The organism is Mesorhizobium robiniae (assembly GCF_040545535.1).
Lineage (GTDB): Bacteria > Pseudomonadota > Alphaproteobacteria > Rhizobiales > Rhizobiaceae > Mesorhizobium > Mesorhizobium robiniae.
In genome coordinates this window covers 242,243-267,729 of sequence record NZ_JBEPMC010000001.1, presented here as the reverse complement: position 1 = coordinate 267,729, position 25,487 = coordinate 242,243, and the positions used below count along the sequence as shown (strand labels likewise).

General features: G+C 62.1%; 28 protein-coding genes. 24 read left to right on the top strand and 4 right to left on the bottom strand.

Going from position 1 to position 25,487, the window contains the following annotated elements; translation table 11 throughout:
• Nucleotides 1-38 precede the first annotated feature (38 nt).
• The 10 genes from ABID19_RS01280 to gph are packed head-to-tail and all read left to right on the top strand — an operon-like array spanning nucleotide 39 to nucleotide 10,060.
• Complete coding sequence (locus ABID19_RS01280) at nucleotides 39-1,100, top strand: class 1 fructose-bisphosphatase (protein WP_354487364.1); 1,062 nt, start codon at nucleotides 39-41, stop codon at nucleotides 1,098-1,100.
• Nucleotides 1,101-1,105: 5 nt separating this feature from the next.
• Nucleotides 1,106-1,978: a phosphoribulokinase gene (locus tag ABID19_RS01275; RefSeq protein WP_354487363.1), complete on the top strand. Its 873-nt coding sequence runs from the start codon at nucleotides 1,106-1,108 to the stop codon at nucleotides 1,976-1,978.
• Between the two features lie 10 nt (nucleotides 1,979-1,988).
• Entirely contained in the window at nucleotides 1,989-4,010 is a 2,022-nt protein-coding gene (gene tkt, locus ABID19_RS01270; protein ID WP_354487361.1) for a transketolase, read from the top strand.
• Between the two features lie 30 nt (nucleotides 4,011-4,040).
• Nucleotides 4,041-5,120 carry a class II fructose-bisphosphate aldolase gene (fba, locus tag ABID19_RS01265; protein ID WP_095489014.1) on the top strand — a complete coding sequence of 360 codons (1,080 nt, stop codon included), beginning with the start codon at nucleotides 4,041-4,043 and terminating at the stop codon, nucleotides 5,118-5,120.
• A 21-nt stretch (nucleotides 5,121-5,141) separates the two neighbouring features.
• Entirely contained in the window at nucleotides 5,142-6,635 is a 1,494-nt protein-coding gene (locus ABID19_RS01260; RefSeq protein ID WP_127209844.1) for a ribulose-bisphosphate carboxylase large subunit, read from the top strand.
• 18 nt (nucleotides 6,636-6,653) lie between these two features.
• Nucleotides 6,654-7,088 (top strand): ribulose bisphosphate carboxylase small subunit, encoded by a 435-nt coding sequence (locus tag ABID19_RS01255; protein ID WP_127206186.1) that lies wholly within the window; start codon nucleotides 6,654-6,656, stop codon nucleotides 7,086-7,088.
• A gap of 7 nt (nucleotides 7,089-7,095) precedes the next feature.
• A complete protein-coding gene (cbbX, locus tag ABID19_RS01250; RefSeq protein WP_354487359.1) occupies nucleotides 7,096-8,034 on the top strand; it encodes a CbbX protein in 939 nt (312 codons plus the stop codon).
• 60 nt (nucleotides 8,035-8,094) lie between these two features.
• Complete coding sequence (rpe, locus tag ABID19_RS01245; protein ID WP_354487358.1) at nucleotides 8,095-8,781, top strand: ribulose-phosphate 3-epimerase; 687 nt, start codon at nucleotides 8,095-8,097, stop codon at nucleotides 8,779-8,781.
• A gap of 23 nt (nucleotides 8,782-8,804) precedes the next feature.
• A complete protein-coding gene (locus ABID19_RS01240) occupies nucleotides 8,805-9,362 on the top strand; it encodes a thioredoxin family protein (protein ID WP_354487356.1) in 558 nt (185 codons plus the stop codon).
• Nucleotides 9,359-10,060, top strand: coding sequence for a phosphoglycolate phosphatase (gene gph, locus ABID19_RS01235; RefSeq protein WP_354487354.1), 702 nt, complete (start codon nucleotides 9,359-9,361; stop codon nucleotides 10,058-10,060). Before ABID19_RS01240 ends, gph begins: the two co-directional genes overlap by 4 nt.
• 86 nt (nucleotides 10,061-10,146) lie before the next feature.
• On the opposite strand, the gene ABID19_RS01230 is transcribed toward gph, so the two are convergent.
• Complete coding sequence (locus ABID19_RS01230) at nucleotides 10,147-10,527, bottom strand: c-type cytochrome (protein WP_354487352.1); 381 nt, start codon at nucleotides 10,525-10,527, stop codon at nucleotides 10,147-10,149.
• A gap of 263 nt (nucleotides 10,528-10,790) precedes the next feature.
• Between ABID19_RS01230 and ABID19_RS01225 the strand changes: the two genes are divergently transcribed.
• The 6 genes from ABID19_RS01225 to ABID19_RS01200 all read left to right on the top strand — a co-directional run bounded on the left by ABID19_RS01225 (nucleotide 10,791) and on the right by ABID19_RS01200 (nucleotide 15,946).
• On the top strand, nucleotides 10,791-11,033 hold the full coding sequence (locus ABID19_RS01225; RefSeq protein WP_354487350.1) for a hypothetical protein: 243 nt from the start codon (nucleotides 10,791-10,793) through the stop codon (nucleotides 11,031-11,033).
• A 373-nt stretch (nucleotides 11,034-11,406) separates the two neighbouring features.
• Nucleotides 11,407-12,411, top strand: coding sequence for an ABC transporter substrate-binding protein (locus ABID19_RS01220; RefSeq protein WP_354487348.1), 1,005 nt, complete (start codon nucleotides 11,407-11,409; stop codon nucleotides 12,409-12,411).
• Nucleotides 12,408-13,229 (top strand): ABC transporter permease, encoded by an 822-nt coding sequence (locus ABID19_RS01215; protein WP_354487346.1) that lies wholly within the window; start codon nucleotides 12,408-12,410, stop codon nucleotides 13,227-13,229. The genes ABID19_RS01220 and ABID19_RS01215 overlap by 4 nt, the downstream gene beginning before the upstream one ends.
• Entirely contained in the window at nucleotides 13,198-13,956 is a 759-nt protein-coding gene (locus ABID19_RS01210) for an ABC transporter ATP-binding protein (RefSeq protein ID WP_354488260.1), read from the top strand. Before ABID19_RS01215 ends, ABID19_RS01210 begins: the two co-directional genes overlap by 32 nt.
• Before the next feature lie 37 nt (nucleotides 13,957-13,993).
• A complete protein-coding gene (locus tag ABID19_RS01205; RefSeq protein WP_354487344.1) occupies nucleotides 13,994-14,965 on the top strand; it encodes a quinoprotein relay system zinc metallohydrolase 2 in 972 nt (323 codons plus the stop codon).
• Between the two features lie 117 nt (nucleotides 14,966-15,082).
• The gene (locus tag ABID19_RS01200; protein ID WP_354487343.1) at nucleotides 15,083-15,946 is read left to right on the top strand and encodes a quinoprotein dehydrogenase-associated SoxYZ-like carrier; all 864 of its coding nucleotides are present in this window, start codon (nucleotides 15,083-15,085) and stop codon (nucleotides 15,944-15,946) included.
• A 26-nt stretch (nucleotides 15,947-15,972) separates the two neighbouring features.
• On the opposite strand, the gene ABID19_RS01195 is transcribed toward ABID19_RS01200, so the two are convergent.
• Nucleotides 15,973-16,326 carry a hypothetical protein gene (locus ABID19_RS01195; RefSeq protein WP_352931115.1) on the bottom strand — a complete coding sequence of 118 codons (354 nt, stop codon included), beginning with the start codon at nucleotides 16,324-16,326 and terminating at the stop codon, nucleotides 15,973-15,975.
• A 688-nt stretch (nucleotides 16,327-17,014) separates the two neighbouring features.
• Here ABID19_RS01195 and ABID19_RS01190 point away from each other — a divergent pair.
• From ABID19_RS01190 to ABID19_RS01175, 4 genes are all read left to right on the top strand, one after another.
• Complete coding sequence (locus ABID19_RS01190) at nucleotides 17,015-18,916, top strand: methanol/ethanol family PQQ-dependent dehydrogenase (RefSeq protein ID WP_354487341.1); 1,902 nt, start codon at nucleotides 17,015-17,017, stop codon at nucleotides 18,914-18,916.
• 174 nt (nucleotides 18,917-19,090) lie between these two features.
• Nucleotides 19,091-19,615: a c-type cytochrome, methanol metabolism-related gene (locus tag ABID19_RS01185; protein ID WP_354487339.1), complete on the top strand. Its 525-nt coding sequence runs from the start codon at nucleotides 19,091-19,093 to the stop codon at nucleotides 19,613-19,615.
• A gap of 1 nt (nucleotide 19,616) precedes the next feature.
• Entirely contained in the window at nucleotides 19,617-20,480 is an 864-nt protein-coding gene (locus tag ABID19_RS01180; RefSeq protein WP_354487337.1) for a quinoprotein dehydrogenase-associated putative ABC transporter substrate-binding protein, read from the top strand.
• A 28-nt stretch (nucleotides 20,481-20,508) separates the two neighbouring features.
• Nucleotides 20,509-21,066, top strand: coding sequence for a PQQ-dependent catabolism-associated CXXCW motif protein (locus ABID19_RS01175; RefSeq protein WP_354487335.1), 558 nt, complete (start codon nucleotides 20,509-20,511; stop codon nucleotides 21,064-21,066).
• A gap of 58 nt (nucleotides 21,067-21,124) precedes the next feature.
• On the opposite strand, the gene ABID19_RS01170 is transcribed toward ABID19_RS01175, so the two are convergent.
• A complete protein-coding gene (locus ABID19_RS01170) occupies nucleotides 21,125-21,262 on the bottom strand; it encodes a hypothetical protein (RefSeq protein WP_164547143.1) in 138 nt (45 codons plus the stop codon).
• A 220-nt stretch (nucleotides 21,263-21,482) separates the two neighbouring features.
• Here ABID19_RS01170 and pqqB point away from each other — a divergent pair, with 220 nt between their 5' ends.
• The 4 genes from pqqB to pqqE are packed head-to-tail and all read left to right on the top strand — an operon-like array spanning nucleotide 21,483 to nucleotide 24,587.
• The gene (pqqB, locus tag ABID19_RS01165; protein ID WP_354487333.1) at nucleotides 21,483-22,421 is read left to right on the top strand and encodes a pyrroloquinoline quinone biosynthesis protein PqqB; all 939 of its coding nucleotides are present in this window, start codon (nucleotides 21,483-21,485) and stop codon (nucleotides 22,419-22,421) included.
• Nucleotides 22,418-23,176, top strand: a complete 759-nt coding sequence (pqqC, locus tag ABID19_RS01160; protein WP_354487331.1) for a pyrroloquinoline-quinone synthase PqqC — start codon at nucleotides 22,418-22,420, stop codon at nucleotides 23,174-23,176. The genes pqqB and pqqC overlap by 4 nt, the downstream gene beginning before the upstream one ends.
• The gene (gene pqqD / locus ABID19_RS01155) at nucleotides 23,173-23,469 is read left to right on the top strand and encodes a pyrroloquinoline quinone biosynthesis peptide chaperone PqqD (RefSeq protein WP_352931103.1); all 297 of its coding nucleotides are present in this window, start codon (nucleotides 23,173-23,175) and stop codon (nucleotides 23,467-23,469) included. The genes pqqC and pqqD overlap by 4 nt, the downstream gene beginning before the upstream one ends.
• Entirely contained in the window at nucleotides 23,466-24,587 is a 1,122-nt protein-coding gene (pqqE, locus tag ABID19_RS01150; protein ID WP_354487329.1) for a pyrroloquinoline quinone biosynthesis protein PqqE, read from the top strand. Before pqqD ends, pqqE begins: the two co-directional genes overlap by 4 nt.
• Nucleotides 24,588-24,596: 9 nt before the next feature.
• Here pqqE and folP read toward each other — a convergent pair whose 3' ends face one another.
• Nucleotides 24,597-25,430, bottom strand: a complete 834-nt coding sequence (folP, locus tag ABID19_RS01145) for a dihydropteroate synthase (protein WP_354487327.1) — start codon at nucleotides 25,428-25,430, stop codon at nucleotides 24,597-24,599.
• Nucleotides 25,431-25,487 lie beyond the last annotated feature (57 nt).

Below are 25,487 nucleotides of genomic sequence, written 5' to 3'. Positions count from 1 at the left end.
GCCGATCCGAGGAGATGCGGCTGGATCGGGAGGTTACGATGCCAGCGGCAACGCTCGACGCTTTTCTGAATTCCTATCTCGGCCCACCGGACGAACTGCGCTCGGCAGTTGTAGCAACCATCCGTCAGCTGACGCAGGCTGCCACCAAGATCCGCAACACCATCAATCAAGGGGTGCTCGGCACCGCCTTTGCCGGGACCCGCGGCGCCAATGCCGACGGCGACATCCAGAAGGATCTCGACATCTTCGCGGACGACATTTTCCTCGACGCCATGCGCCACGCTCCGGTCGCGTTCTACGCGTCCGAGGAACTGGAGCAGCCGGTCCTGCTCGACAGCAAAGCGCCTCTCGCCATCGCCATCGACCCGCTCGACGGCTCTTCGAACATCGACACCAATGTGTCGATCGGAACGATCTTCTCGCTCCTCCCAGCAACTGGCCTCCCTGCAACTGGCGCGCCGGACGGAAATCCGGCCGCCTCTTTTTTGCAGGCAGGCGTGAACCAGCTGGGCGCCGGCTTCTTCATCTACGGGCCGCAGCTGGCGCTGGTTCTGTCGCTCGGCAGCGGCACGCATGTTTTCGTTCTCTCGACCAGGCTCGGCACCTTCGTCCAGGCCTATGAGAGCCGGATCATCCCGCAGCGCACCCAGGAATTCGCCATCAACGCCGCCAACTACCGGCACTGGGACGAGGCGGTGCGGCTCTACATCGACGACTGCCTCGAAGGCACCGAAGGCCCACGAGAGAAGGACTTCAACATGCGCTGGATCGCTTCCCTGGTCGCCGACTGCTACCGCATACTGATGCGCGGCGGTGTGTTCCTGTATCCCGGCGACAAGCGCAAGGGTTACCGCCAGGGACGGCTGCGCCTCGTCTATGAGGCCAACCCGATCGCCTATCTCATCGAACAGGCGGCCGGCGCCGCCACCGATACGATCACCCGCATCCTCGAAATCGAACCCGAGAGCCTGCATCAGCGCGTGCCGATGGTGTTCGGATCGGCGCGGGAAGTCGCGCGCATCACCCGCTATCACACCGAGCCCAGCGCCATCGGCGAGCGTGCGCCGCTGTTCAGCCGCCGCGGCCTGTTCAGGGCCTGAGCACCATGTCGGCAAAGCACCCCATCATCACCATCACCGGGTCGTCGGGCGCAGGCACCACTTCGGTCAAGCGCATCTTCGATCTGATCTTCCGGCGCGAGAATATCGAAGCCGCCTTCATCGAAGGCGATGCCTTTCACCGCTACGACCGCGCCACGATGAAGACAAAGGTGGCCGAGCAGGAAAAGGCCGGCAATCCGAACTTCACCCACTTCAATGCCGAAGCCAACGAACTCGCAATCCTCGAAGAGGTGTTTGAGGAATATGGCCGCCGGGGAACCGGAAAGACCCGCACCTACATCCATGACGAGGACGAGGAGAAGCAGTACGGCACGCCGCCGGGGCATTTTACCGAATGGCGCGAATTCCCGCCGAGCGACCTGCTCTTCTACGAGGGGCTGCATGGCTGCGTCGTCACCGACAAGATCAACCTGGCCAGGCACGCCGACCTCAAAATCGGCGTGGTGCCGGTGATAAACCTCGAATGGATCCAGAAGATCCACCGCGACCGTGCAACGCGCGGCTATTCCACCGAGGCGGTGATGGACGTGATCCTGCGGCGCATGCCGGACTATGTCCGCTATATCGTCCCGCAATTTTCGCAGACCGCCATCAACTTCCAGCGCGTGCCGATCGTCGACACGTCCAACCCATTCATCGCGCGCTGGATTCCGACGCCGGACGAATCGATGCTGGTCATCCGCTTCGCCAATCCGCGCGGCATCGATTTCCCCTACCTGCTTTCGATGATCCACGACTCGTTCATGTCGCGGCCGAATTCCATCGTGGTGCCAGGCAACAAGCTCGACCTTGCCATGCAGCTGATCCTGACGCCGCTGATCCTGCAATTGATCGAACGCAAGAACCGTGTGTCGTGAGGAGGACGCCATGAACAGCCAAGCCGCAGCTTTGAAGCCTGTCGCCGCCGTCTCGGAGCGCGACATGGCCAATGCCATTCGCGCACTGGCGATGGACAGCGTCCAAAAGGCCAATTCCGGCCATCCGGGCATGCCGATGGGCATGGCCGATGTCGCGACGGTGCTGTTCAGCCGCTTCATCAATATCGATCCGTCGGCGCCCAGCTGGCCCGATCGCGACCGCTTCGTGCTTTCGGCCGGGCACGGCTCGATGTTGCAATACGCGCTGCATTACCTGCTCGGCTTCGAAGACATGCCGATCGAGGAATTGCAGCGGTTTCGCCAGCTGGGCAGCCGCACCGCCGGACATCCCGAATATGGCCATGCGCTCGGCATCGAGACGACGACCGGCCCGCTTGGACAGGGCATTTCGACCGCCGTCGGCATGGCGCTGGCGGAGCGTATGCTTGCTGCCCGCCACGGCGCCGATCTCGTCGACCATTTCACCTACGTCATCGCCGGCGACGGCTGTCTGCAGGAAGGCATCAGCCACGAGGCGATCGACCTTGCCGGTCACCTGAAGCTCTCCCGGCTGATCGTCTTCTGGGACGACAATGCGATCTCGATCGACGGACCGACCTCGCTGTCGACATCGATGGACCAGCCGGCCCGGTTCAAGGCCGCCGGATGGCATGTCCAGTCGGTGGACGGTCACGACATGGAGGCCGTCGCTGCGGCAATCGAAGCAGCACAGCAGTCGGATCGGCCGTCCCTGATCGCCTGCCGCACGGTGATCGGCAAGGGCGCGCCCAATCTGGGCGGTTCGGAGAAGACGCATGGCGCACCGCTGGGCGATGCCGAGATCGCCGCGACGCGCGAGAACATCGGCTGGGCCCATGCGCCGTTCGAGGTGCCTGACGACATCCTTTTCACCTGGCGCGAAATTGCCGGCCGCGGGCAAGCCGCACGACGCGCCTGGGAGCAGCGGCTTGCCGCCTCGCCGCAACGTGAGGCCTTCGAGCGCGCGGTCGCCGGCAACCTGCCCGACGCGGTCTTCGAAGCGCTCGGCGCCTTCCGCAAGGAGCATGCCGAGAAGGCGACCAAGGTCGCAACGCGAAAGGCCTCCGAAATGGCGCTCGGCGCCATCAACGCCGCAACCGACCTGACAGTCGGCGGCTCCGCCGATCTGACGCATTCGAACCTGACGATCACCAAGCGCATGGATCGCATAGCGCCTGATGACTATGCGGGCCGCTACATCCACTACGGCATCCGCGAGCACGGCATGGCCGCGGCCATGAACGGCATCGCACTGCATGGCGGCTTCGTGCCTTATGGCGGCACGTTCCTGTGCTTTGCCGACTATGCGCGCGGCGCGATGCGGCTCTCGGCGCTGATGGGCCAGCGCGTGATCTATGTGATGACGCATGATTCCATCGGTCTCGGCGAGGACGGCCCGACCCACCAGCCTATCGAGCACCTGGCGATGCTGCGGGCCACGCCGAACCTCAATGTCTTCCGTCCGGCCGACATCATCGAAACGGCCGAGTGCTGGGAACTGGCGCTGAAGAGCAAGAACCGCCCGAGCGTGCTGGTGCTCTCGCGCCAGAACCTGCCGATGCTGCGCCAAGTACACAACGAGGAGGCACACAGCGACGAGAACCGGTCGAGCCAGGGCGCCTACATCCTACGTGAGCCGGCCGAGCACCGGGCCGTGACGCTGATCGCCACCGGCTCGGAGGTCGAGATCGCGATTGCCGCCGCCGAACGGCTGGAGACCGAGCACGGCGTCGCCACCGCGGTCGTCTCGATGCCGTGCTGGGAGCTATTCGAGGAACAGGATGCGGACACCCGCAAGGCCGTCCTTGGCTCGGCGCCGCGCATTGCCATCGAAGCCGCAGCACGGCTCGGCTGGGACCGCTGGATCGGCGACACCGGCGCTTTCGTCGGCATGGCCGGTTTCGGCGCCAGCGCCCCTGCCCCGGATCTCTACCGGCATTTCGACATCACGCCCGAAGCCGTCGCCGCAGCGGCGCTGAAGCTCATCATCTAGCCCAACTTCCGCAGCTAAGAGGACCCGACAATGGCCCGCATCACCCTTCGCCAGCTTCTCGACCATGCCGCCGAGCACGGTTACGGCGTGCCCGCATTCAACATCAACAACATGGAACAGGGCCTCGCCATCATGGAGGCGGCCAAGGCCTGCGACGCGCCGGTCATCATCCAGGCCTCGCGCGGCGCCCGCTCCTATGCCAACGACATCATGCTGGCCAAGATGATGGAGGCGTTGACCGAAATGCATCCAGCCATTCCGCTATGCATTCATCAGGATCACGGCAACAACGAAGCCACCTGTCTTTCGGCGATCCGCCACGGCTTCACCTCGGTGATGATGGACGGCTCGCTGATGGCGGACGCCAAGACGCCGGCGAGCTACGATTACAACGTCGCCATCACCGAGCGTGTCGCACGCATGGCGCATTGGGTCGGCGCTTCCGTCGAAGGCGAGCTCGGCGTGCTCGGCTCGCTGGAAACCGGCCAGGGCGAGGCCGAGGACGGCCACGGCGCCGAAGGTGCGCTTTCCCACGACCAGCTTTTGACCGATCCCGATCAGGCGGTCGACTTCGTCACCGCCACCCAGGTCGACGCGCTGGCGATCGCCTGCGGGACCTCGCACGGCGCTTACAAATTCAGCCGCAAGCCAGACGGCGGCATTCTCGCCATGCAGGTGATCGAGGCGATCCACGAAAAGCTGCCCAACACGCATCTGGTCATGCATGGCTCTTCTTCGGTGCCGCAGGAATTGCAGGACATCATAAACAAATATGGCGGCGAGATGCCCCAGACCTTTGGCGTTCCGGTCGAGGAGATCGAGCGCGGCATCCGCTACGGCGTGCGCAAGGTCAACATCGACACCGATTGCCGTATGGCCATGGCCGGGCAGTTCCGCCGTGTCGCGACGGAGGACCCGCGCGAATTCGATCCGCGCAAATTCCTGAAACCGGCCATGGACGCCTTGCGCGACCTCTGCCGCGATCGTTTTGAGCGCTTCGGCACCGCGGGCAACGCTTCGAAGATCAGGGTCATCGCCATGGACGAGATGGCCAAACGTTACGCCGCGGGAAAGCTCGACCCGCAAATCGCAACCGCGAAAGCCGCCTGAGCGGCAAACAGGAGACCTGTCATGAACAAGATCGACATGCCGTCAGCGGGCACGCTCAAGGAAGGCAAGGAACGCTACAAGTCGGGCGTCATCCCCTACAAAAAGATGGGCTATTGGGAGCCGGACTATCGGCCCAAGGAAACCGACCTGATCGCCATGTTTCGGATCACGCCGCAGCCCGGCGTCGACCACGAGGAGGCGGCCGCCGCCATCGCCGGTGAATCCTCGACCGCGACATGGACCGTGGTGTGGACCGACAGGCTGACCGCCTGCGAGCTCTACCGCGCCAAGGCGTTCAGATCCGAGCCGGTGCCGAACACAGGTCCCGGCACCAAGACCGAGCAGCAATACTTCGCCTACATCGCCTACGACCTCGACCTGTTCGAGCCGGGCTCAATCGCCAACCTGACGGCATCGATCATCGGCAACGTGTTCGGCTTCAAGGCGGTCAAGGCCTTGCGGCTCGAGGACATGCGCATCCCGGTGGCTTACCTCAAGACCTTCCAGGGCCCCGCAACCGGCATCGTGGTGGAGCGCGAGCGGCTCGACAAGTTCGGCCGGCCGCTGCTCGGCGCGACGACGAAGCCGAAGCTTGGCCTGTCAGGCCGCAATTACGGCCGCGTCGTCTACGAGGCGCTGAAGGGTGGCCTCGACTTCGTCAAGGACGACGAGAACATCAACTCGCAGCCCTTCATGCACTGGCGCGACCGCTTCCTCTACTGCATGGAGGCCGTGAACAAGGCGTCGGCCGCCACCGGCGAGGTCAAGGGCCATTATCTCAACGTCACCGCCGGCACGATGGAGGAGATGTACGAGCGCGCCGAGTTCGCAAAACAGCTTGGCTCCTGCATCATCATGATCGACCTGGTCATTGGCTACACGGCGATCCAGTCGATGGCCAAATGGGCACGCCGCAACGACATGATCCTGCACCTGCACCGCGCCGGCAACTCGACCTATTCGCGCCAGAAGAACCACGGCATGAATTTTCGCGTCATCTGCAAATGGATGCGGATGGCCGGCGTCGATCACATCCATGCCGGCACGGTGGTCGGCAAGCTGGAAGGCGACCCGCTGATGATCAAGGGGTTTTATGACACGCTGCGCGAGGAGCGCACGCCGCAGAACCTCGAAACCGGGCTGTTCTTCGATCAGGAGTGGGCCTCGCTCAACAAGGTGATGCCCGTCGCCTCCGGCGGCATCCATGCCGGCCAGATGCACCAGCTGATCCATTATCTCGGTGAGGATGTCATCCTGCAGTTCGGCGGCGGCACGATCGGCCATCCGGACGGCATCCAGGCAGGCGCGACGGCCAATCGCGTCGCGTTGGAGGCGATGATCCTCGCCCGCAACGAGGGCCGCGACTATCTGCGCGAAGGGACCAAAATCCTCGAACAGGCGGCCAGATGGTGCACGCCGCTGAAGGCGGCCCTGGAGACCTGGAAGGACGTCACCTTCAACTACGAATCGACCGACACGGCCGACTTCGTGCCAACCGCAACGCCCAGCTTCTAGACGAAAGGAACCGTCGCCATGATGACCAATCCGGGAAACAAGGTCACGCAGGGACAGTTTTCGTTCCTGCCCGACCTGACCGATGAGCAGATTTCGGCGCAGATCAAATACGCGCTGAAAAACCACTGGGCGGTCAGCGTCGAATACACGGACGATCCGCATCCGCGAAACACCTATTGGGAAATGTACGGCAACCCGATGTTCGACCTGAAGGACCCGGCGGGCATCCTGCTTGAAGTCAACAATTGCCGCAAAGCCATGCCCAACATGTATGTTCGGGTCACCGCCTTCGATTCGACCAAGGGCTGGGAAGCGCCGCGCATGTCGTTCATCGTCAACCGGCCGCCCAACGAACCCGGCTTCCGGCTGCTGCGCCAGGAGCGCGACGGCCGCAGCCAGGGCTACTCGATCGTGCCTTATGCGACCGACAGGCCCGAAGGCGAGCGGAGCTAGGCGAACCATGCTGGACGCGATAGCAAAGGGCGCTGCCGCGCAGGACGAATCGGTCGATCTGCAGGCCGAGTTCGAGGCGTCCAACATCGACGAGGTGATGGACAAGCTCGACCGCGAACTCGTTGGCCTGAAGCCAGTCAAGACCCGCATCCGCGAGATCGCGGCGCTGCTCCTGGTCGACCGGCTTCGCCGCAGGTTCGGGCTGACCTCGGGCGCGCCGACGCTGCACATGAACTTTACGGGAAATCCCGGCACCGGAAAGACCACCGTGGCGCTGAGGATGGCCGAAATCCTGCATCGTCTCGGCTATGTCCGTGAAGGCCACATGGTTGCGGTGACGCGAGACGATCTCGTCGGCCAGTATGTCGGCCACACCGCGCCGAAGACCCGCGAAGTGATCAAGCGGGCCATGGGCGGGGTACTTTTCATCGACGAGGCCTACTACCTCTACAAGCCCGAGAACGAACGCGACTACGGTCAGGAATCGATCGAAATCCTGCTGCAATGCATGGAAAACAACCGTGACGACCTGGTTGTGATCCTCGCCGGCTACAAGGACAAGATGGACCGCTTCTTCGACAGCAATCCCGGTATGCGCTCGCGCATCGCCCACCACCTCGACTTTCCCGACTACGGCGTCGGCGAGCTCAAATCGATCGCCGAGATCATGCTGGCGGAACAGAATTACCGTCTCAGCGAGGCGGCGGCCAAGGCGCTCGAAGAGTATTTGCCGATCCGCATGCGGCTGCCGCATTTCTCCAACGCGCGCTCGGTCCGCAACGGGCTCGACCGAGCGCGGCTTCGCCAGGCCAACCGGCTTTTCGCGTCGCGCGACCGGGCGTTGACGAAGACCGACCTTATCACCATTGAAGAATCCGATATTCGCGGCAGCCGCGTGTTCGCGGAAGGCAAGCTCGAAGGCGAACCGGAGACGAAGGCGCGCTGACAAGAGAGCCGGTTGGCGTGCAGCGACTGCAAACGGAAGACAGAATGGGAGCCGACGACCATGGGTACTAAGACAATCATCGCGCCCTCGGTGCTTTCTGCCGACTTCTCGCGGCTCGGCGACGAGGTCGAAACGGTCGTCCGGGCCGGTGCCGACTGGATCCATCTCGACGTGATGGACGGCCATTTCGTGCCCAACATCACCTTCGGTCCGCCAGTGATCAAGGCGATCCGTGACCGGACGGACAAGGTCTTCGACTGCCATTTGATGATCGCGCCGGCCGACGCCTATCTCGCCGCCTTCGCCGATGCCGGCTGCGACATCATCACGGTGCATGCCGAGGCCGGGCCGCACCTAGACCGTTCGCTGCAGGCAATCAGGAATCTCGGCAAGAAGGCCGGCGCATCGCTGAACCCATCGACGCCGGAAAGCGTCATCGAATATGTGCTCGACCGGCTCGATCTGGTGCTTCTGATGACGGTCAATCCGGGCTTCGGTGGCCAGGCGTTCATTCCAGCGGTCGTCGATAAGGTCAGGCGGGTCAAGGCATTGATTGGCAACCGCCCGATCGACATAGAGATCGACGGCGGCGTCACGCCGGAAACCGCTCCGCTGGTCACCGCGGCCGGCGCCAATGTGCTGGTCGCCGGCTCGGCCATCTTTAGGGGTGGCATCGAGGCTGCCTATCGCGCCAATATCGGCGCCATCAGACAGGCGGCCGACGGAGCGATCCGGAAAGCCGCGTAAAACCATCTCATCGGAGGGCAAATATGGCGGCAATCCCACCTGTCTGCGATTTCGGCTGGCAAGCCGTCGATGCCGTTTTGCCCGGCGTCGACGGCAAATCGCATTCGATCTTCAGTCACGCCGGCCCGAACGGGCTGGTCGTGGCCTTCATCTGCAACCACTGCCCTTATGTGAAGGCGGTGATTTCACGCATCGTCCGCGACGCCAACGACCTCAAGGCGCAAGGCATCGGCTTTGTCGCGATCAACGCCAACGATGCCGACGCCTATCCGGATGATTCCTTCGACAACATGAAGCTCTTTGCCAGGACGAACGGCTTCTCGTTCCCCTACCTCCACGACGAGCGCCAGACGGTGGCGCGTGCCTATGGAGCCGTTTGCACCCCGGATTTCTTCGGGCTCAACAGCGAGTTGACGCTGCAATATCGCGGCCGGCTGGACGCGGCGCGGCGCGAGGCCGGACCGCCCGGACTGAGACGCGACCTGTTCGAGGCGATGAAGCAAATTGCCCGAACCGGCGACGGACCGCTCGACCAGATCGCTTCGATCGGCTGCTCGATCAAATGGAAGGACGCCGCATGAACGTTGGCATGGGCAGGCCGTTTCGATCGCCCAAGGCGATCCTGTTCGACCTCGACGGCACGCTGGTCGATTCGGCGCCTGATATAACGGCCGCCGTTAACGAGTTGCTGGCCGGCCGCGATCTGCCGCCGCTGCGCCTGGAACAGGTCAAGGCCATGATCGGCGGCGGTGTCAGGAAACTGATCGAGCGAGCCTTCGCGGCTTCCGGAACGCCGCTCCTCGGCAGCGCACTTGATGAGGCCAACCGCGTCATGGCGCCGATCTACCGCAGACATCTGACCGGCCTGACGAGGCTGATGCCTGGCGTCAGGGAGGCTCTCACGCATTTCCACTTGAGCGGGATAGCCATGGGCGTGGTGACCAACAAGCCGCAGCTGGCGGCTCGCGAAATCCTGCTGCATTTTGGGTTGACGGACTATCTCGGCGCGATCGTCGGCGGAGACGCGGTGACATCATTGAAACCGGCGCCCGACGCTTTGCTGCTGGCGCTCGACCAGCTTCAGGTCGAACCTCGCGACACGCTGATGGTCGGAGACAGCAGCGCCGATGTGGCCGCCGCGCGCGCCGCCGGCATGCCCGTCATCCTGCTGCGTGGCGGCTATACCCAGATTCCCGTCGAGGAGCTTGGCGCCGACCTTGTTTGCGACAGCCTGTTCGACCTGCCTTCCGCGATGCAGAGACTGCAAGACGCCGCTTGACCGGCGCCAACCACCAGGGCGGGCGCCGGCCGAACGCAGTTTCGAACGGCCGGCGAAGCCGGGTTATATCCTGCGGAAAAACCGGGTTATTTGGAGAATTGCTTCAGATAGGCGATGACGTTGGCGAGATCCTCGTCCTTCTTGAGGCCGGCAAACGCCATCTTCGTACCTTTGATCATGGCCTTGGGGTCGCGAAGATAGGTCGTCAGGGTGGCTTCATCCCATTTGACGCCGGATCCACCCGCCTCGGTCATGGGTTTGGAATATTTGAACCCCGGATGCGTGCCGGCCGTCCGGCCGATAACGCCGCTCAACGACGGACCGATCTTGTTCTGGTCCTTGTCTACGACGTGGCAGGCCTTGCATTTGGCGAAGACCTTCTCACCCGCAGCGGCATCCTGTGCCTGGGATTGGTTCGTGATGAACGTCGCAGCGGACACGACGGCGAAAAATGCGATTGCACGCATGGCATTTCCTCATTGATCGTCAAGGTGCCCTAGACGATTTGCGCAGGCCGTTGTTTGTTCATCGGCATGCGTCGTTTTATGGCAGAGCGAGAACTTCTCCCTTGTGGAGTTGCGGCGCCTGCATGATGGAAGCTACCCGGCAGACGAGGGATGTCAACCATACTGAAGTCCGGAGAGCGCAATCGCTTCAGACCAATTGCCGATGGTGGCGCCTTAGGCGCAGTCGGCGAAGCTGCCGATCTCCCACCTTGCGGAGAGATTGGATGCCGCTTCGGCTTTCGCCAACCACCAACGCTGGAAGACTGGGCAAGCGGCAGGCAACCGAAGCGATCGCCCTCATATTTTCATTGCTTTGTGACGGCAGTTATGCTAGGAATTTATTCATGGTGCTGATTTGCGCCACCGACCCGCCCGCCGAGGCGGGTTTTTGTTTTCGGCGGATTGGCTCCGGTAGAACGCCGTCTTGTCCGTTCGCCTTTGTTGACGGCCATCAGGCGAACGCGTAGCCTCGAACCATTCCGGTTTTCCATGGGCACCTCGGGACTCCGGCAATCGGCGATTTTGTCCAGGCTCGCAGAGCGGGCCGGATCTCGCCGAAGCGGGCGTCTTCAAGCGCGCAAGAGGTGCTGAATGGATATGGTCGACCTCATATTGACGGTTTGCCTGATTGCCAATCCGGGCAACTGCCGAGACGAACATCTCTATTTCGAGAGCCGTGGCTCTCTCGTCCAATGTATGGTCTTGGCGCCCAGCGAAATCGCAAAATGGTCGCAGGAACACCCAAACCTCAAGGTCAAGCGCTGGAAATGCGCTTTCCCGAACAAGGACCGTGCGATCTGACCGGCGCCCTGGCTTGTTACGGCTCCGGGAGGAGACATCATGATGATTTCGCGTCGAGGAACGCTTCGTCTGGCAGTTCTTGGAGCAGCCGCGGCGCTTGTCTCAAGACCCTCCTTCGTCACGACCCCCTCCTTCGCTATGGGCAAAGTCCGCATCGGCGTGCTGAAATTCGGCACCGTGAGCTGGGCGCTTGACACCATGAAGCATCACCAATTCGACGCAGCCAACGGCATCGATGTGGAGGTCATCGATTTCGCCGGCGAGGATGCAACCAACGTCGCCATGCTGGCCGGCGCGATCGACATGATCGTGACCGACTGGCTGTGGGTCTCGCGCCAGCGCTCGGAAGGCGTCGACCTCGCATTGGTCCCCTATTCGACCGCTGTCGGGGCGGTCATGGTGAAAGAGGGAGCGCCGATCCGCACGATCGCCGACCTCGAGAGAAAAAAGATCGGTGTCGCTGGCGGCCCCCTCGATAAAAGCTGGCTGCTGATCCAGGCGCTGGCCAGGCGCGATCACGGCCTCGACCTGCCGGTAACCAGCGACATCGTCTTTGGCGCGCCGCCGCTGATTTCGGAAAAAGCGATGCAAGGCGAACTCGATGCGGTGCTCAATTTCTGGCATTTTTGCGCCCGGCTCGAGGCCAACGGCTTTCATCGGCTGATCGGCGCGGATGATGCGGCGAAAGCGCTCGGGGCCTCGGGCGCGGTCTCGGCGCTCGGCTATGTCTTTCACGACAAATGGGCGAACGAGAATCCGGACGCTATCAGGGGCTTCATCAAGGCTTCCGCGCAGTCCAAGGACTTGCTGGCCAGATCCGACGATGAGTGGCTGCGCCTTGCGCCGATCATCCGTGCGCAAGGCCAGGAATTGGCAAAGCTGCGTGACCGCTATCGCGAGGGCATTCCCAGACGCCCCGTCGCCGAGGATGCGGCCGACGCGGGCAAGCTCTATCGCGTGCTGGCCGAGATCGGCGGCGAAAGGCTGGTCGGCCGCGCGCCGGAGATGGCGCCCGGTACGTTCTGGCGGGAACTCCTGAAATGAGCGCCCCTGACACTGGCGATCGCACGCCTGGCGCGGTGGCCGACGGCCAATCCAGCTTTGCGACGGTGCTGACACCTGCGCTGACGGTCGCGGTCTCTCTGCTCGGGCTTTGCCTGCTGTGGGGTTTTGCAGCAAATGCCTGGCCGAGCCGCGCCTTTCCAGGGCCGGGACAGGTCTGGCAGGTGTTGCTCGCGGAGGCGGCGAGCGGCGACCTTTTTTACCATCTCGGCGCCACACTCGGCCGGGTTGCCGCGGCATACGTCATTGCCATGGTCGTCGGCTCGGTCATCGGCGTTGCCCTCGGCAGTTACCGCAGCGCAGACCGATTCTTCAGTCCCTGGGTGATCCTGTTTCTCAACATTCCCGCGCTGGTGGTCATCGTGCTTGCCTATATCTGGTTCGGCCTCAACGAAGCGGCCGCGATTGGAGCGGTTGCCGTGAACAAGATCCCGAACGTCGTGGTGACGATGCGCGAAGGCGCCAGGGCGCTTGATCCGAGTTATGCCGAAATGGCCGCCGTCTACCGCTTCGGTCTCCTCGACCGCATCCGCCACGTCCTGCTGCCGCAATTGCAGCCCTATCTTGCCGCCGCCTCACGATCCGGCATCGCCCTCATCTGGAAGATCGTGCTGGTGGTCGAACTGCTCGGCCGCTCCAATGGTGTCGGCTTCCAGATCTATCTCTATTTCCAGCTCTTCGACGTCGCCGCCATTCTAGCCTACACCTTGGCTTTCGTGGCGGTGATGCTTGTCATCGAACTCCTTCTGGTGCAGCCCGTTGAACGACATGCAACCCGTTGGCGCCGTCGTCCCGCTTAGGGTCGACATCGCCGAAAAGACTTTCAGGTCCGCGCAGGGCGTCTCGATTACGGCGCTCCAAGACCTTTCCTTCGAGGTCCGGCAAGGCGAGTTCGCCTGCTTGCTGGGACCGTCGGGCTGCGGCAAGACCACGACGCTGCGCATCCTGCTTGGGTTGGACAAAGACTTTTCCGGCTCCTTCCAATTGCCTGAAGGCGGCCAGTTACCGGAGGGAAGCTTGAGCCGCATCGCCGCCGTATTCCAGGAACCGACCTTGCTGCCGTGGCGGACGGTGGAACAGAATGTCAGGCTGGCGTTGCCGAAAAGCCTGAGAACGAAGAACCTCGACGGGCTGTTCGACACGCTCGGTCTCGCCGGCATGCGCTCGCTCTACCCGGCGGAGCTTTCGCTCGGCCTTGCGCGCAGGGCAGCACTCGCCAGGGCCTTCGCCACCGAGCCGGCGGTGCTTTTCCTGGACGAACCCTTTGCCTCGCTCGACGAACAAACCGCCGAGCGGCTTCGGCACCTGCTTTTGACCGTGTGGTCGGCGCGGCCTACGACCGCCCTCATGGTGACGCACAATCTACGCGAGGCCTTGATGCTGTCGGATCGCATCATCGTACTCGCGCAGCGGCCGGCCCATGTGCTCGGCATGTTCGACGTAAGGCTGCCGCGGCACTATCGCAATCCACAGGTGATGAGCGACCTCTCGCGGTCGTTCCATCAAAAATTTCCGGGCGTGGCCTGATCGCCCAACAATTCGCAACGCATATCGGGGGAACGCCATGCCGATCGACAGGATACGACGCAAGCTTGTCAGCGGCTTCGCCTGCACCGCAGTCAGCGCCGCGATGCTGCCCTGTTGCCTCGGGCGGGCAGCTCTCGCCGCTGCCGGTGACCTTGAATTCAAGGTCAGGAAAGTCGCCGACGGCGTCTTCGCCCTCCAGGGCGTGGATGAATTGATGAACGCCGCCAACCAAGGCGCGATCTCGAATCTGGGCGTCGTCGTCGGCACCGACGCCGTTGCCGTCATCGACAGCGGCGGCAGCCTGGTCGAGGCGAACGCGCTCATCGCCGCAATCGGCAAAATAAGCACCAAGCCGGTTCGCTACCTGATCAACACCCACATGCATCCCGACCACATCTTCGGCAATGCGGCGTTTCGGGAGATCGGCGCGGCCATCGTCGGCCATCGCAATCTGCCGCGTGCGCTCGAGGCGCGCGGCGCGTTCTACCTGCAAAGCTTTCGCCAACAGATCGGCGATACGCTCATGAAAGGGGTCGAGATCATACCGCCGACGATGCTGGTCGATGATCGTCTGCAGCTCGACCTCGGCGGGCGCGTGCTCGAATTGCGGGCATGGAAGGCGGCGCACACCGACAACGACCTGACCGTTTTCGACAGCGCGACCCAAACGCTGTTTGCCGGCGATCTCGTTTTCATCGGCTCCTTGCCAACGCTTGACGGGTCGCTGCTCGGCTGGCTGCGCCAGATGGATGCACTTGCCGCGATCGGCGCCGCGCGCGTCGTGCCGGGCCATGGCCCGGTGCCGGCCGACTGGCCGGAAGCGCTGACGGCTGAACGGCGCTATTTCGAGGTTCTGGCGGGAGATCTTCGCAAGGCGATCGCCGACGGGATGCCGCTCAGCGAGGCAGTCAAGACCGCCGGCGCAAGCGAACGGGGCAATTGGCGTCTGTTCGACGACTATAACGAGCGCAATGCGACGGCCGCTTTTGCCGAACTCGAATGGGAATAGACCCCACCGACAAGCGCTGGACGCGACGAGGTGGATCGATTTGCCAAGGCATCGTCAAAGGCTTATCCTCGACGCCAGCCTGGGCACCACCTCTCTGACATTGGTGGAGGCATTGGAATGCAAGACCACGCTTATCGGAGCCGGCAGCTCGCCTTGCCGCTCGCAGCTATCTTTGCCGCGATCATCCTGTCCGTCGGTACGCTCCTCGGTTCCTCTGGAACCGCCAACGCACAGCAGACAACCGCGTCTTCCGACAGGGTCTGGCAGGATCTGAAAGGCGACGTGTTCGGCGATCGGGCAATTCTGGTCGATAGCGGCGTCGTCAGGATCGAGGCGCCGAAGCGGGCGCAGGATGCCGCCATCGTCCCCGTCGACATCTATATCGACCCCGCCAAGGCGCCCGACGGCATCAAATCCGTCACCTTGATCATCGACGTCAATCCGGCGCCGGTGGCTGCGACGTTCCAGATCGGCAAGGATGCCGGCGTGACGCATCTGTCGACGCGCGTGCGCGTCAACGACTATTCCTATTTGCGCGCCATTGCAGAAACGCAGGGCGGCGAACTCCATATGGCTCAGACCTTCGTCAAGGCGTCAGGCGGATGCTCGGCTCCGGCGGTCAAGAACCAGGATGAGGCGAAGGCGACGATGGGGCAGATGAAGCTGCGCCAATTCCCGCCTCAAGAGACGATGACGAAGGCACAGGAATTGCAACTGATGATCCGGCACCCGAACAATTCGGGCCTGCAGCGAAATCCGCTGACCCAGTATTTCATCCCCGCGCATTTTGTTCAGAAACTGTCGATCTCGCAGGCAGACCGGCCGATCCTCTCGATGGAGGGTGGAATATCGATTTCGGAAGACCCCAATTTCCGGTTCGATTTCAAGGCGCACGGCGACGGCGAAATCCAGGTCGAAGCGATCGATACGGATGGCAAGGTGTTTCGCAATCAATGGCCGCTAGAGGCTACGGGACTCTGAAGTCTCGAAGCCGTGCGCAACGCATTTTAAAAGCAGCGCACGTCGGCTTCCGCCTGCGCGCGCTTCAGTTCAGTGCCGGCGGCTTTCGCCGGCGCGCTTTCGCGAAACAGTCCCGAACGCTCCCCCGTCGTCAGGGACATGCTCTTGAAGGTCTCGGCCCTTTCATAATGCTCGAAGGGAACGATCGAGGCGATGACATCGATCGAGCAGGAACAGCTCTCCAGCGCCCGACGGGTCTGGCCGTTCGTCTGCATGCAGCCGAGTACATATTCGACAACCGTCGCTGTCGGATAATCGCCGGCGGCGCCGGCCGGATTTGCGAATGCCAGGGCCGATGTAAGCAATAGCGGCAAGGCCGAAAAGCCGACATGTCTGATCATGAGGAATCCTCCGCTTGGCCTGGACGCGATTTATCGAGCCCGATGGATCGGCCCCCATCGGTCGAGACAGATCCACCACACCAGTTGGCCTCGTACCACCACCCCGGTCAAGCTCTCATGCCCGGCGTATAGTACCAAAGGAGCAATGCCTTGCCGGCCGGCAAAAGGCCTCTCAGATGACGCGTTCATCCGCTCCGAATCCTGGTGTTGGCGTTCATTTCATGCCGCTCTTACTATCGCCACCCGGAGCGACGGGCGCATACTTAACGCCATAGGCTCTAGTGAATATTACTAAATAAAAATCGATACATTTGGCCAAAAAAATACGCAAAACATGGCAAGTTATATAAATCCTCCCTTTGTCACAGTCGATCAATAGCTTTATGTATGAGTTTTTTTATATTTATTTCTCTATATTGCAGTGCAACATAGACGGAAGTGATTTTTCTTGCCATCCGCCTGGGGATGACATAGCTTCATCCTGTTTCCGGCTTCAAGGGCGTCACCGTCATTAGGGAGCGGCGACAGTCTTTCGTAGGCCAAGTGGGATGGGCAGTAACGGTGCCCTCTGCTCATTCGGCTTAGGTCGTGACACGCTGCCGGAAATACTTCCCCCACATGAATCGCTTGGGCAAGCCCTCGTGGGCTCAACGGACGATTCGTCATTGTGAACCCTGGGAGGACTTTGATGCGTGTATTTGCGAAAACTGCCTACCTACTAACGACCGCGGCGCTCATGTCGTTCGGCGCGGTCCACATGACTTCGGCCAACGAAGAACTAATGAAAATGGCCGAAAATCCCAAGGACTGGGTGATGCAGACGGGTGACTACGCCAACACCCGTTTTTCCAAGCTTAACCAGATCACCAAGGACAATGTGAAGAACCTGCAGGTCAAGTGGAGCTTCTCCACTGGCGTGTTGCGCGGCCATGAAGGCGGGCCGCTGATCATCGGCGATGTGATGTATGTCCACGCGCCGTTCCCCAACACCGTCTACGCTCTCGATCTCAACAATGACGGAAAGATCCTCTGGAAATACGAGCCCAAGCAAGACCCCAATGTTATTGGAATCATGTGCTGCGACACGGTCAATCGTGGCGTCGCCTATGGTGACGGCAAGATCATTCTCAACCAGGCAGACACCACCGTCGTGGCGCTCGATGCCAAGACCGGCAAAGTTGTCTGGTCGGTCAAGAACGGCGAGCAGACCGATGGTGGAAAGGGCGAATCCGGTACGTCAGCACCCGTAGTCATCAAGGACAAGGTGCTCGTCGGCGTCTCCGGCGCTGAATTCGGCGTTCGCGGCTGGTTGGCCGCCTACAATCTGGCAGATGGCAAGCTCGCCTGGAAAGCCTATTCGGAAGGTCCGGACGCAGACACCCTGATCGATCCCGAAAAGACCACCCATCTCGGCAAACCTGTCGGAAAGGATTCCGGCACGAACACCTGGGAAGGCGAACAGTGGAAGACAGGCGGCGGCACGACATGGGGATGGTATTCCTATGATCCCAAGCTGAACCTGGTTTATTATGGTACCGGCAATCCCTCGACATGGAACCCGGTTCAGCGCCCAGGCGACAATCGCTGGTCGATGACGATCATGGCTCGCGATGCGGATACTGGTGTTGCCAAATGGCTCTACCAGATGACCCCGCATGACGAGTGGGACTTTGACGGCATCAACGAAATGATTCTCGTTGATGGCATGGAGGTCGGCGGCGCCAAGCGCGACGTGCTGGTGCATTTCGACCGCAACGGCTTTGCCTACACCATGGATCGCGCCACTGGCGAGCTTCTCGTCGCCAAGAAATACGATCCGGCAGTGAACTGGGCGACGGAAGTCAACATGGACCCCAGCAGCGACCAATATGGCCGCCCGCAGGTCGTGGCCAAATATTCGACCCAGCAGAACGGCGAAGACACCAACACGACGGGCATCTGCCCGGCGGCGCTTGGAACCAAGGACCAGCAGCCGGCGGCCTATTCGCCGAAGACCGGCCTGTTCTACGTACCGACGAACCATGTCTGCATGGACTATGAGCCTTACAAGGTGAGCTACACCGCCGGCCAGCCCTATGTGGGCGCCACCGTGTCGATGTATCCTCCCCCTGGAGGTGAAGGCAACATGGGCAACTTCATTGCCTGGGATGCTGCCAAGGGCGAGATCGTCTGGTCGAAGCCCGAGCAGTTCTCGGTATGGTCGGGCGCGCTGGCAACCGACGGCGATGTCATCTTCTACGGCACGCTCGAAGGCTACATCAAGGCGGTCGATCATGACGGCAACGAACTCTACAAGTTCAAGACCCCGTCCGGCATCATCGGCAACGTCACGCCCTACGAGCATAACGGCAAGCAGTACATCGCCGTTCTGTCCGGCGTCGGCGGATGGGCCGGTATCGGTCTGGCAGGTGGACTGCTGTCGCCTGATAACGCCGCTGCCTGGCATGGCGCCGTCGATCAGGGCCGTGCGCAAGGCGACGAGGCCGCGGTTGTTGGGACCGCTGGTCTGGGTGCGGTCGGTGGCTATGCAGCACTTGCCGACTACACGACGCTGGGCGGCCAGCTCACCGTCTTCGGTCTCCCGGACTGATACACGGGAACCTTAGGCATGCCTCGGGTCATCGACCCAAAGGCTTGAAAACCGAGAGCCCGGATCACCGGGAAGCCAGGACCGGGCTCTCGATTTCGCCGCGCCCCAAACATCGATCAATGCTGCTTCACGACAGAAAAATCCGTGTGCGTGGCAAATGAAGGAAGACACTGAATGTCCGTTCGCATTGTAATTTCCGCTCTCGCCCTGACTCTGCTGCCTCTTGCAAGCTCAAATCTCGCACAGGCCCAGGACAGCGCGGAAAAGGCCAAGGTGGTGACGGAAGAGAACGGCAAGTATTTCGACGCGGAGGGAAATCCGACTTACAAGATCGAAAACGGAACCGTGGATTGGTACACATTCAGCGGTTACCGCCGCTATCATTCCGATTGCCATGTCTGTCACGGACCGGACGGTACAGGTTCAACCTATGCGCCGGCCTTGGTCAACAGCCTGAAAACCATGGATTACGCCACGTTCCTCTCGATCGTTGCCGAAGGCCGCAAGAATGTCGGCGGCGGCAAGGAGAATGTCATGCCTGCCTTTGGCGACAACAAGAACGTCTATTGCTACATGGACGATCTCTACGTCTATCTCCGTGCCCGCGCCGACGGTGCGGCGCCCCGCGGCAGGCCACCGAAGAAAGCAGACAAGCCACAAGCAGCGAAGGATGCCGAAGCATCCTGTATGGGTGGATGATATGATTGGCCGTGACGCGTTGAAGCTGCGTTTTGTCCTGCCGGTCCTCGGCGCGCTCGCCTTGCTGCCTTCGAACGCCCAGGCGCAAGGCGCCGGGCTTGGTGCGGCGGGAGAACTGGTCGATCCCGACATTCTTCGCGTCTGCGCCGATCCTTCGAACATGCCCTTCACCGACAAGAGCGGCGAAGGCTTCGAAAACAGGCTGGCCGAACTGGTTGCCGCGAAAACCGGTCGGAAGTCCGTCGCCTACACATGGTTTCCTCTTGTTGCCGGCTTCGTGCGCAACACGCTGGCCGCCAACCGATGCGACATCATCATGGGCTATGCCCAGGGCGATGAACTGGTGCAGAACACCAACGCCTACTATCGCTCCTCCTATGTGCTGGTGCACCCGAAGGGCAACGGCATGGAAGGCGTCGAGACGATCGAAGATCCGAAACTCGCCGGCAAGAGGATCGGCGTCGTCGAAAGCACGCCGCCGACTGCCAACATGGCCGCCAACAAGCTCTTGCGAACGGCAAAAATATATCCGCTGGCCGTGGATACACGCCTCACCCCTTCCATGGGCGAGGTCATGATCAAGGACATGCTCGCCGGCAAGATCGACGCGGCGGTCATTTGGGGACCGATGGCAGGCTACTATGCCAAGCAACTCGGCGCCGATCTCACGATCGTTCCGCTGGTGAAGGAAAAGACCGGCTCGCGCATGTCCTACCGCATCACCATGGGCGTGCGTCTATCCGACCAGGAATGGAAGCGGACGCTCAACCGGGTGATCCGGGAAAACCAGGCGGAGATCACGAGGATTCTACTGGACTACAATGTGCCGCTGATCGACGAACACGACAATCCGATCACGCAATGACGATACCGGTATAGGGGACGATATCGGTATGAAGGGAAAGGAGACGATTTTGCTGGTCGCTGCGGGCCTCCTGGGTCTGACCCAACCGATGTGGGCTGGCGATATCGCCGAGCCCGGCGGCTATCGGATGGACGATTATCGGGCGCCGGTGCCGCGGACGCTGCAAGGCGCAAGGGTAGTGACGACGGCAGAGGCGGAGGCGCTGTGGCGGGAGAAGAAGGCGGTGTTCTTCGACGTCATGCCGAACACGCCGAAGCCGACCAATTTGCCGGCAGGAACGATTTGGAGAGAGGCGACCAGAAAGGACATCCCGGGCAGCATCTGGCTGGCCAATGTCGGTTACGGCGCTATTTCCGAGGAGACCGCCAGCTATTTTCGCCAAGGCCTCGCGGCCGAAGCCGGCGCCGACAACTCGCGCGCTATTCTGTTCTATTGCATGACGAATTGCTGGATGTCCTGGAATGCCGCGAAACGGGCCATCGAATGGGGCTACAGTTCGGTAATCTGGTATCCGCTCGGCGCCGATGGATGGGAACGCGCAAACCTTCCGCTGGAGGAGAAGAAGCCTTACGTGATTAGCAATTGAAGCATGAACATTGTTATTTTCGATCGTCTTGTTTTTCGACTTTTCAGAACCTACCGTTTCATTTGTCCATTTTGAGAGCTGATGGACGAGCCATTGCAATGGTGCCCAGCAATGGTTGACTGAGAAAAGGATCGGCCCCTTCGGGCTGGTAGAAGAGGAGAAATGCCATGAAGAAGAGCTGGACGAAACCGACCATGTGCCAAGTTGCTGCGGGCTTCGAAATTTCGCGGTATCTGCCTGCTGAAATTCCTCCCAAGAAGTAGGCCGCAGAGGTGCGTGCCCCTGGCAACAGGGGCACGCACTCCCTTGCCGCGCGAGGCCTTCGTGAAAGGCTTTGACGCGTTCAATGCGGGTGCGAAGCGATTCGCAGCCGAGGATTTCCTGCCGGTTGAACGAGCCGCAGAGCGGGCATTGCAATGCGCTTGAAGATCATCGGCTCGGCGGCAGGCGGCGGCTTTCCGCAATGGAACTGCAATTATCGCCTGAGCCGCGCGGCTCGCACCGGGATGGGTGGCGTACATTCGCGAACCCAATCGAGCATCGCCACGTCAGTGGATGGGGCCGGCTGGGTTCTGTTCAACGCCTCGCCCGACATTCGCCAGCAGATTGCGCAAACGCCTGAATTGCAGCCCGCGCACGATGCGCCGCTGCGCTCGACGCCTATCCGTGCGGTGGTGCTGACCAATGCCGATGTCGATCATGTCGCCGGCCTGCTCAGCCTCCGCGAGCGGCAGCCTTTCGCTATCTATGCAACGACACAGGTTCTGGCGACGCTGGAGGCGAACACGATCTTCAATGTTCTCGATCCGGCGCTCGTGCCGCGGCGCATCTTGCCGCCGGCGGAAGAACTGGCGATCCGCGACGCGGACGGCCACGACACCGGCGTGGCTGTCGAGAGCTTTCCCGTGCCCGGGAAGATCGCCCTCTATCTCGAGGAAAGAAGCCGGCCAGATGCCGATTTCAGCTCCGACGCCGGCGACACGATCGGCGTCCGTATCACCGGCGCCGGCAGTCGCGGCTCCGTCTTCTATATCCCGGGCTGCGCGCGCATCGATGCGACGCTACGCACGCGTCTAGCCGATGCCGCCTGCCTTCTGTTCGACGGCACGGTCTTCACGGACGACGAGATGATTGCTGCCGGCGTCGGCCAGAAAACCGGTGCGCGCATGGGGCACCTAGCAATGTCGGGAGACGAGGGCTCTATCGCCGGCTTGGCCGATGTGAGGATCGGCCGCCGTGTCTTCGTCCACATCAACAACACCAACCCTGTCCTGGACGAGAGTTCCGCCGAACACGCAGCGGTCAAAGCGGCCGGCTGGGAAGTCGCCCACGACGGGATGGAGATGGAATTTTGAGTGATTTCCACGACGCGGCCAGGAACGGCCTGTCCTCCAGCGAGCTCGAAGCCGTGCTGCGTCAGGTCGGTGCCGAACGCTATCACAACCGCCATCCTTTCCATCACAGGATGACCAGCGGTGCGCTGTCGAGGACCGAGATGCAGGCCTGGGCGCTGAACCGCTATTGCTACCAGGCCGTCATCCCGCGCAAGGATGCGATGATCCTCGCACATGCCGAGGACCCCGCGTTTCGCGCCGCCTGGCGCAAACGCATCGAAGACCATGACGGCGAGGACGGCTGGAGCGGCGGTATTGCGCGCTGGCTGCATCTGGCAACCTCGCTCGGTCTCGACGCCGATGCGGTGAAGAGCGAAAGGCTGGCGCTGCCGGCGACGCGTTTCGCTGTCGGCGCTTACCTCTCCTTCTGCACCAACCGGACACTGTTCGAGGCGGTCGCGTCGTCGCTGACCGAGATGTTCTCGCCGCTCATCATCGGTGAGCGGGTGCCGGCGATGCTGGCCAAATACGATTACATCACCGAGGATACGCTGGCCTATTTCACCCGCCGGCCCGAACAAGCCTCGCGCGATGCCGACTTCGCCCTCGCCTACGTGCTCGGCCATGCCGACACGGCGGAACGCCAGCAGCAGGCGATCGATGCGCTGGTGTTCAAATGCGATATACTGTGGACCATGCTCGACGCGCTTCAACACGCCTATGCCGAGCCGGAGAACATCCCGCCCGGCGCCTTCCGTCCGGAGGCTGCCCCATGATGGCGCTGCGCGAAAGAGTTTTAGTGTCGCAGCAGTCGGTGCCTTCGCTGCCGAAACACGTGCGCATACAGTACGACCCCGTGCGTCAGGCCTTCGCCGTGCTTTCGCCGGAAAAGGTATTTTGGCCGAACGACATCAGCCTCGACATATTGCGCCGCTGCGACGGACGGTCCACGGTCGGCCACATCATTGCCGACCTTGCCGCGGAATATGACGCCGAACAGGAGGCCGTGGCCGCCGACGTCGTCGCCTTCCTGCAGGAATGGTCGGACAAGCTGCTGGTGAAGCTATGAGCGAGCCCCTTCTCCCTCCGATCGGCATGCTGGCGGAATTGACGCATCGCTGCCCGCTGCAATGCCCCTATTGCTCCAATCCGCTCGAATTGCTGAAGGCCAATCGCGAACTCGATACGCAGACCTGGCTCGACCTGTTCTCGCAGGCCGCCGATCTCGGCGTTCTCCAGGTGCATCTATCCGGCGGTGAACCGACGCTGCGCCGCGACCTCGAACAATTGATCGCCGGGCTCTCGGCGCGCGGCGTCTACACCAACCTGATCACCGCCGGCGTCGGCATTGCCGAAGGCCGCATCGAGGCGTTTGCCGAAGCCGGGCTCGACCATCTGCAACTGAGCTTTCAAGGCGCACGGCCGGCGACCACCGACCGCATCGGCAACCACAAAGGCGGCCATGAAAAGAAGCTGGAGACGGCACGCCGCGCCCGCGCGGCCGGCCTGCCGCTCACCATCAACGCGCCGATTCATCGCCACAACATCGAGGAAGTGCCTGAGTTCATCGATCTGGCGCTTTCGCTGGGCGCGGAGCGGCTTGAGATCGCCAACGTGCAGTATGCCGGCTGGGCGCTGACCAATCGCGATCAACTGATGCCCGAGCGTGATGCGGTCGACCGGCAGGCGGAGATCGTCGCGGCGGCGCGCGAACGGCTCACCGGCATCATGAACATCGATTTCGTCACGCCGGATTATTTCGCTATCTATCCCAAGCCGTGCATGGGCGGCTGGGCCCGAGACGCCTTCATGGTGACGCCGGACGGCACCTTGCTGCCATGCCATGCCGCACAGACCATCCCATCGCTCAGCTTCGAGCGTTTCGGCCAACGCAGCCTGGCCGAGATCTGGACCGATTCGCCGGCATTCAATGCCTTTCGTGGCACCGACTGGATGCAGCAGCCTTGCCACAGCTGCGAACGGCGTGAGATCGACTGGGGCGGCTGCCGTTGCCAGGCGATGGCGATCGCCGGCGACGCCGCCGCGACAGACCCGGCTTGCGCGAAATCGCCGATCCATGCGCGCATGGCAATGCTGATCGACGAAGCCCAGCGTGCCGCGGCAGTTCCTTCGCAGGACGAGCCATTCGTCTACCGGCGGATCGGTGTCGTGACCGAGCCCGCCTGACGCGCTTTTCTATTCCACGGTCTCGCGCTCGCGCACCGCGTCGGCGAAAGCCAGCGCATCACGATTGACCGCGACGTTGTGCACGCGAAAGATCGAAGCGCCCTTCAACCGCAGGATGACGCTGGTCGCCGCTGTGCCGACGTCGCGCCCCTCGTCACTTTCGCCGACCAGGTGACGGGCAAGACGCTTGCGCGACGTGCCGACGAGCAGTGGAAAACCGAGAGCGCGCAATTCACCGAAGCGAGCCATCAGCTCGAGGTTTTCCTCACCGTCCTTGGCAAAGGCGAAGCCCGGATCCAGCACGATCCGGTCGTCCGGAATGCCGGCGCCCCGCGCGATCTCCAGCGATCTGTTCAGGAACAGGAACTGGTCGGCGATCACATCCGCCAGTTTTTCGCGGCCGCGCCCGGTGTGCATGATGACGAGGCCGGCGCCGGTTTCCGCCGCGACATGCGCGATGTCGGGTTCGCGCTGCAGACCATGCACGTCGTTGACGATATGGGCGCCGGCCGCGACCGCCAGCCGCGCCGTCTCGGCCCGGTAGGTGTCGACCGAAACGAGGCTGCCGCCCTCGGACGACAGCGCCTCGATGACCGGGAGGATGCGCGACTGTTCCTCGCGCGCCGAAACAGCGCCGGCGCCGGGCCGGGTGGACTCGCCGCCGACGTCGATGATCGCAGCGCCCTCGCCGATCATGCGCCGCGCCTGCTGGAGCGCCCGCTCCGGCCGATCGAATTCTCCCCCGTCGGAAAAACTGTCCGGCGTAACGTTCAAGATCCCCATCAGCAGCGATCTCGCGCCAAGATCGAGATGCCGTCCATGGGCAAGCTGCCAGCGCGTCATGCATCAACCTTTCGTCTACTAGAAACCATTCGCGACACGATTGTCACTCACACGGGT

What these genes read in the sequence shown, in the direction of transcription:
- pqqB (WP_354487333.1), top strand. Translation starts at nt 21,483, where the DNA reads ATGCGCTTGAAGATCATCGGCTCGGCGGCAGGCGGCGGCTTTCCGCAA.
- ABID19_RS01220 (WP_354487348.1), top strand. Translation starts at nt 11,407, where the DNA reads ATGATGATTTCGCGTCGAGGAACGCTTCGTCTGGCAGTTCTTGGAGCA.
- gph (WP_354487354.1), top strand. Translation starts at nt 9,359, where the DNA reads ATGAACGTTGGCATGGGCAGGCCGTTTCGATCGCCCAAGGCGATCCTG.
- folP (WP_354487327.1), bottom strand. Translation starts at nt 25,430, where the DNA reads ATGACGCGCTGGCAGCTTGCCCATGGACGGCATCTCGATCTTGGCGCG.
- ABID19_RS01215 (WP_354487346.1), top strand. Translation starts at nt 12,408, where the DNA reads ATGAGCGCCCCTGACACTGGCGATCGCACGCCTGGCGCGGTGGCCGAC.
- pqqD (WP_352931103.1), top strand. Translation starts at nt 23,173, where the DNA reads ATGATGGCGCTGCGCGAAAGAGTTTTAGTGTCGCAGCAGTCGGTGCCT.
- ABID19_RS01180 (WP_354487337.1), top strand. Translation starts at nt 19,617, where the DNA reads ATGATTGGCCGTGACGCGTTGAAGCTGCGTTTTGTCCTGCCGGTCCTC.
- ABID19_RS01225 (WP_354487350.1), top strand. Translation starts at nt 10,791, where the DNA reads ATGCCGCTTCGGCTTTCGCCAACCACCAACGCTGGAAGACTGGGCAAG.
- ABID19_RS01205 (WP_354487344.1), top strand. Translation starts at nt 13,994, where the DNA reads ATGCCGATCGACAGGATACGACGCAAGCTTGTCAGCGGCTTCGCCTGC.
- pqqE (WP_354487329.1), top strand. Translation starts at nt 23,466, where the DNA reads ATGAGCGAGCCCCTTCTCCCTCCGATCGGCATGCTGGCGGAATTGACG.
- fba (WP_095489014.1), top strand. Translation starts at nt 4,041, where the DNA reads ATGGCCCGCATCACCCTTCGCCAGCTTCTCGACCATGCCGCCGAGCAC.
- ABID19_RS01260 (WP_127209844.1), top strand. Translation starts at nt 5,142, where the DNA reads ATGAACAAGATCGACATGCCGTCAGCGGGCACGCTCAAGGAAGGCAAG.
- ABID19_RS01185 (WP_354487339.1), top strand. Translation starts at nt 19,091, where the DNA reads ATGTCCGTTCGCATTGTAATTTCCGCTCTCGCCCTGACTCTGCTGCCT.
- rpe (WP_354487358.1), top strand. Translation starts at nt 8,095, where the DNA reads ATGGGTACTAAGACAATCATCGCGCCCTCGGTGCTTTCTGCCGACTTC.
- ABID19_RS01195 (WP_352931115.1), bottom strand. Translation starts at nt 16,326, where the DNA reads ATGATCAGACATGTCGGCTTTTCGGCCTTGCCGCTATTGCTTACATCG.
- ABID19_RS01230 (WP_354487352.1), bottom strand. Translation starts at nt 10,527, where the DNA reads ATGCGTGCAATCGCATTTTTCGCCGTCGTGTCCGCTGCGACGTTCATC.
- ABID19_RS01200 (WP_354487343.1), top strand. Translation starts at nt 15,083, where the DNA reads ATGCAAGACCACGCTTATCGGAGCCGGCAGCTCGCCTTGCCGCTCGCA.
- tkt (WP_354487361.1), top strand. Translation starts at nt 1,989, where the DNA reads ATGAACAGCCAAGCCGCAGCTTTGAAGCCTGTCGCCGCCGTCTCGGAG.
- ABID19_RS01255 (WP_127206186.1), top strand. Translation starts at nt 6,654, where the DNA reads ATGATGACCAATCCGGGAAACAAGGTCACGCAGGGACAGTTTTCGTTC.
- ABID19_RS01190 (WP_354487341.1), top strand. Translation starts at nt 17,015, where the DNA reads ATGCGTGTATTTGCGAAAACTGCCTACCTACTAACGACCGCGGCGCTC.
- ABID19_RS01280 (WP_354487364.1), top strand. Translation starts at nt 39, where the DNA reads ATGCCAGCGGCAACGCTCGACGCTTTTCTGAATTCCTATCTCGGCCCA.
- ABID19_RS01210 (WP_354488260.1), top strand. Translation starts at nt 13,198, where the DNA reads ATGCAACCCGTTGGCGCCGTCGTCCCGCTTAGGGTCGACATCGCCGAA.
- ABID19_RS01170 (WP_164547143.1), bottom strand. Translation starts at nt 21,262, where the DNA reads ATGGTCGGTTTCGTCCAGCTCTTCTTCATGGCATTTCTCCTCTTCTAC.
- ABID19_RS01240 (WP_354487356.1), top strand. Translation starts at nt 8,805, where the DNA reads ATGGCGGCAATCCCACCTGTCTGCGATTTCGGCTGGCAAGCCGTCGAT.
- ABID19_RS01275 (WP_354487363.1), top strand. Translation starts at nt 1,106, where the DNA reads ATGTCGGCAAAGCACCCCATCATCACCATCACCGGGTCGTCGGGCGCA.
- ABID19_RS01175 (WP_354487335.1), top strand. Translation starts at nt 20,509, where the DNA reads ATGAAGGGAAAGGAGACGATTTTGCTGGTCGCTGCGGGCCTCCTGGGT.
- cbbX (WP_354487359.1), top strand. Translation starts at nt 7,096, where the DNA reads ATGCTGGACGCGATAGCAAAGGGCGCTGCCGCGCAGGACGAATCGGTC.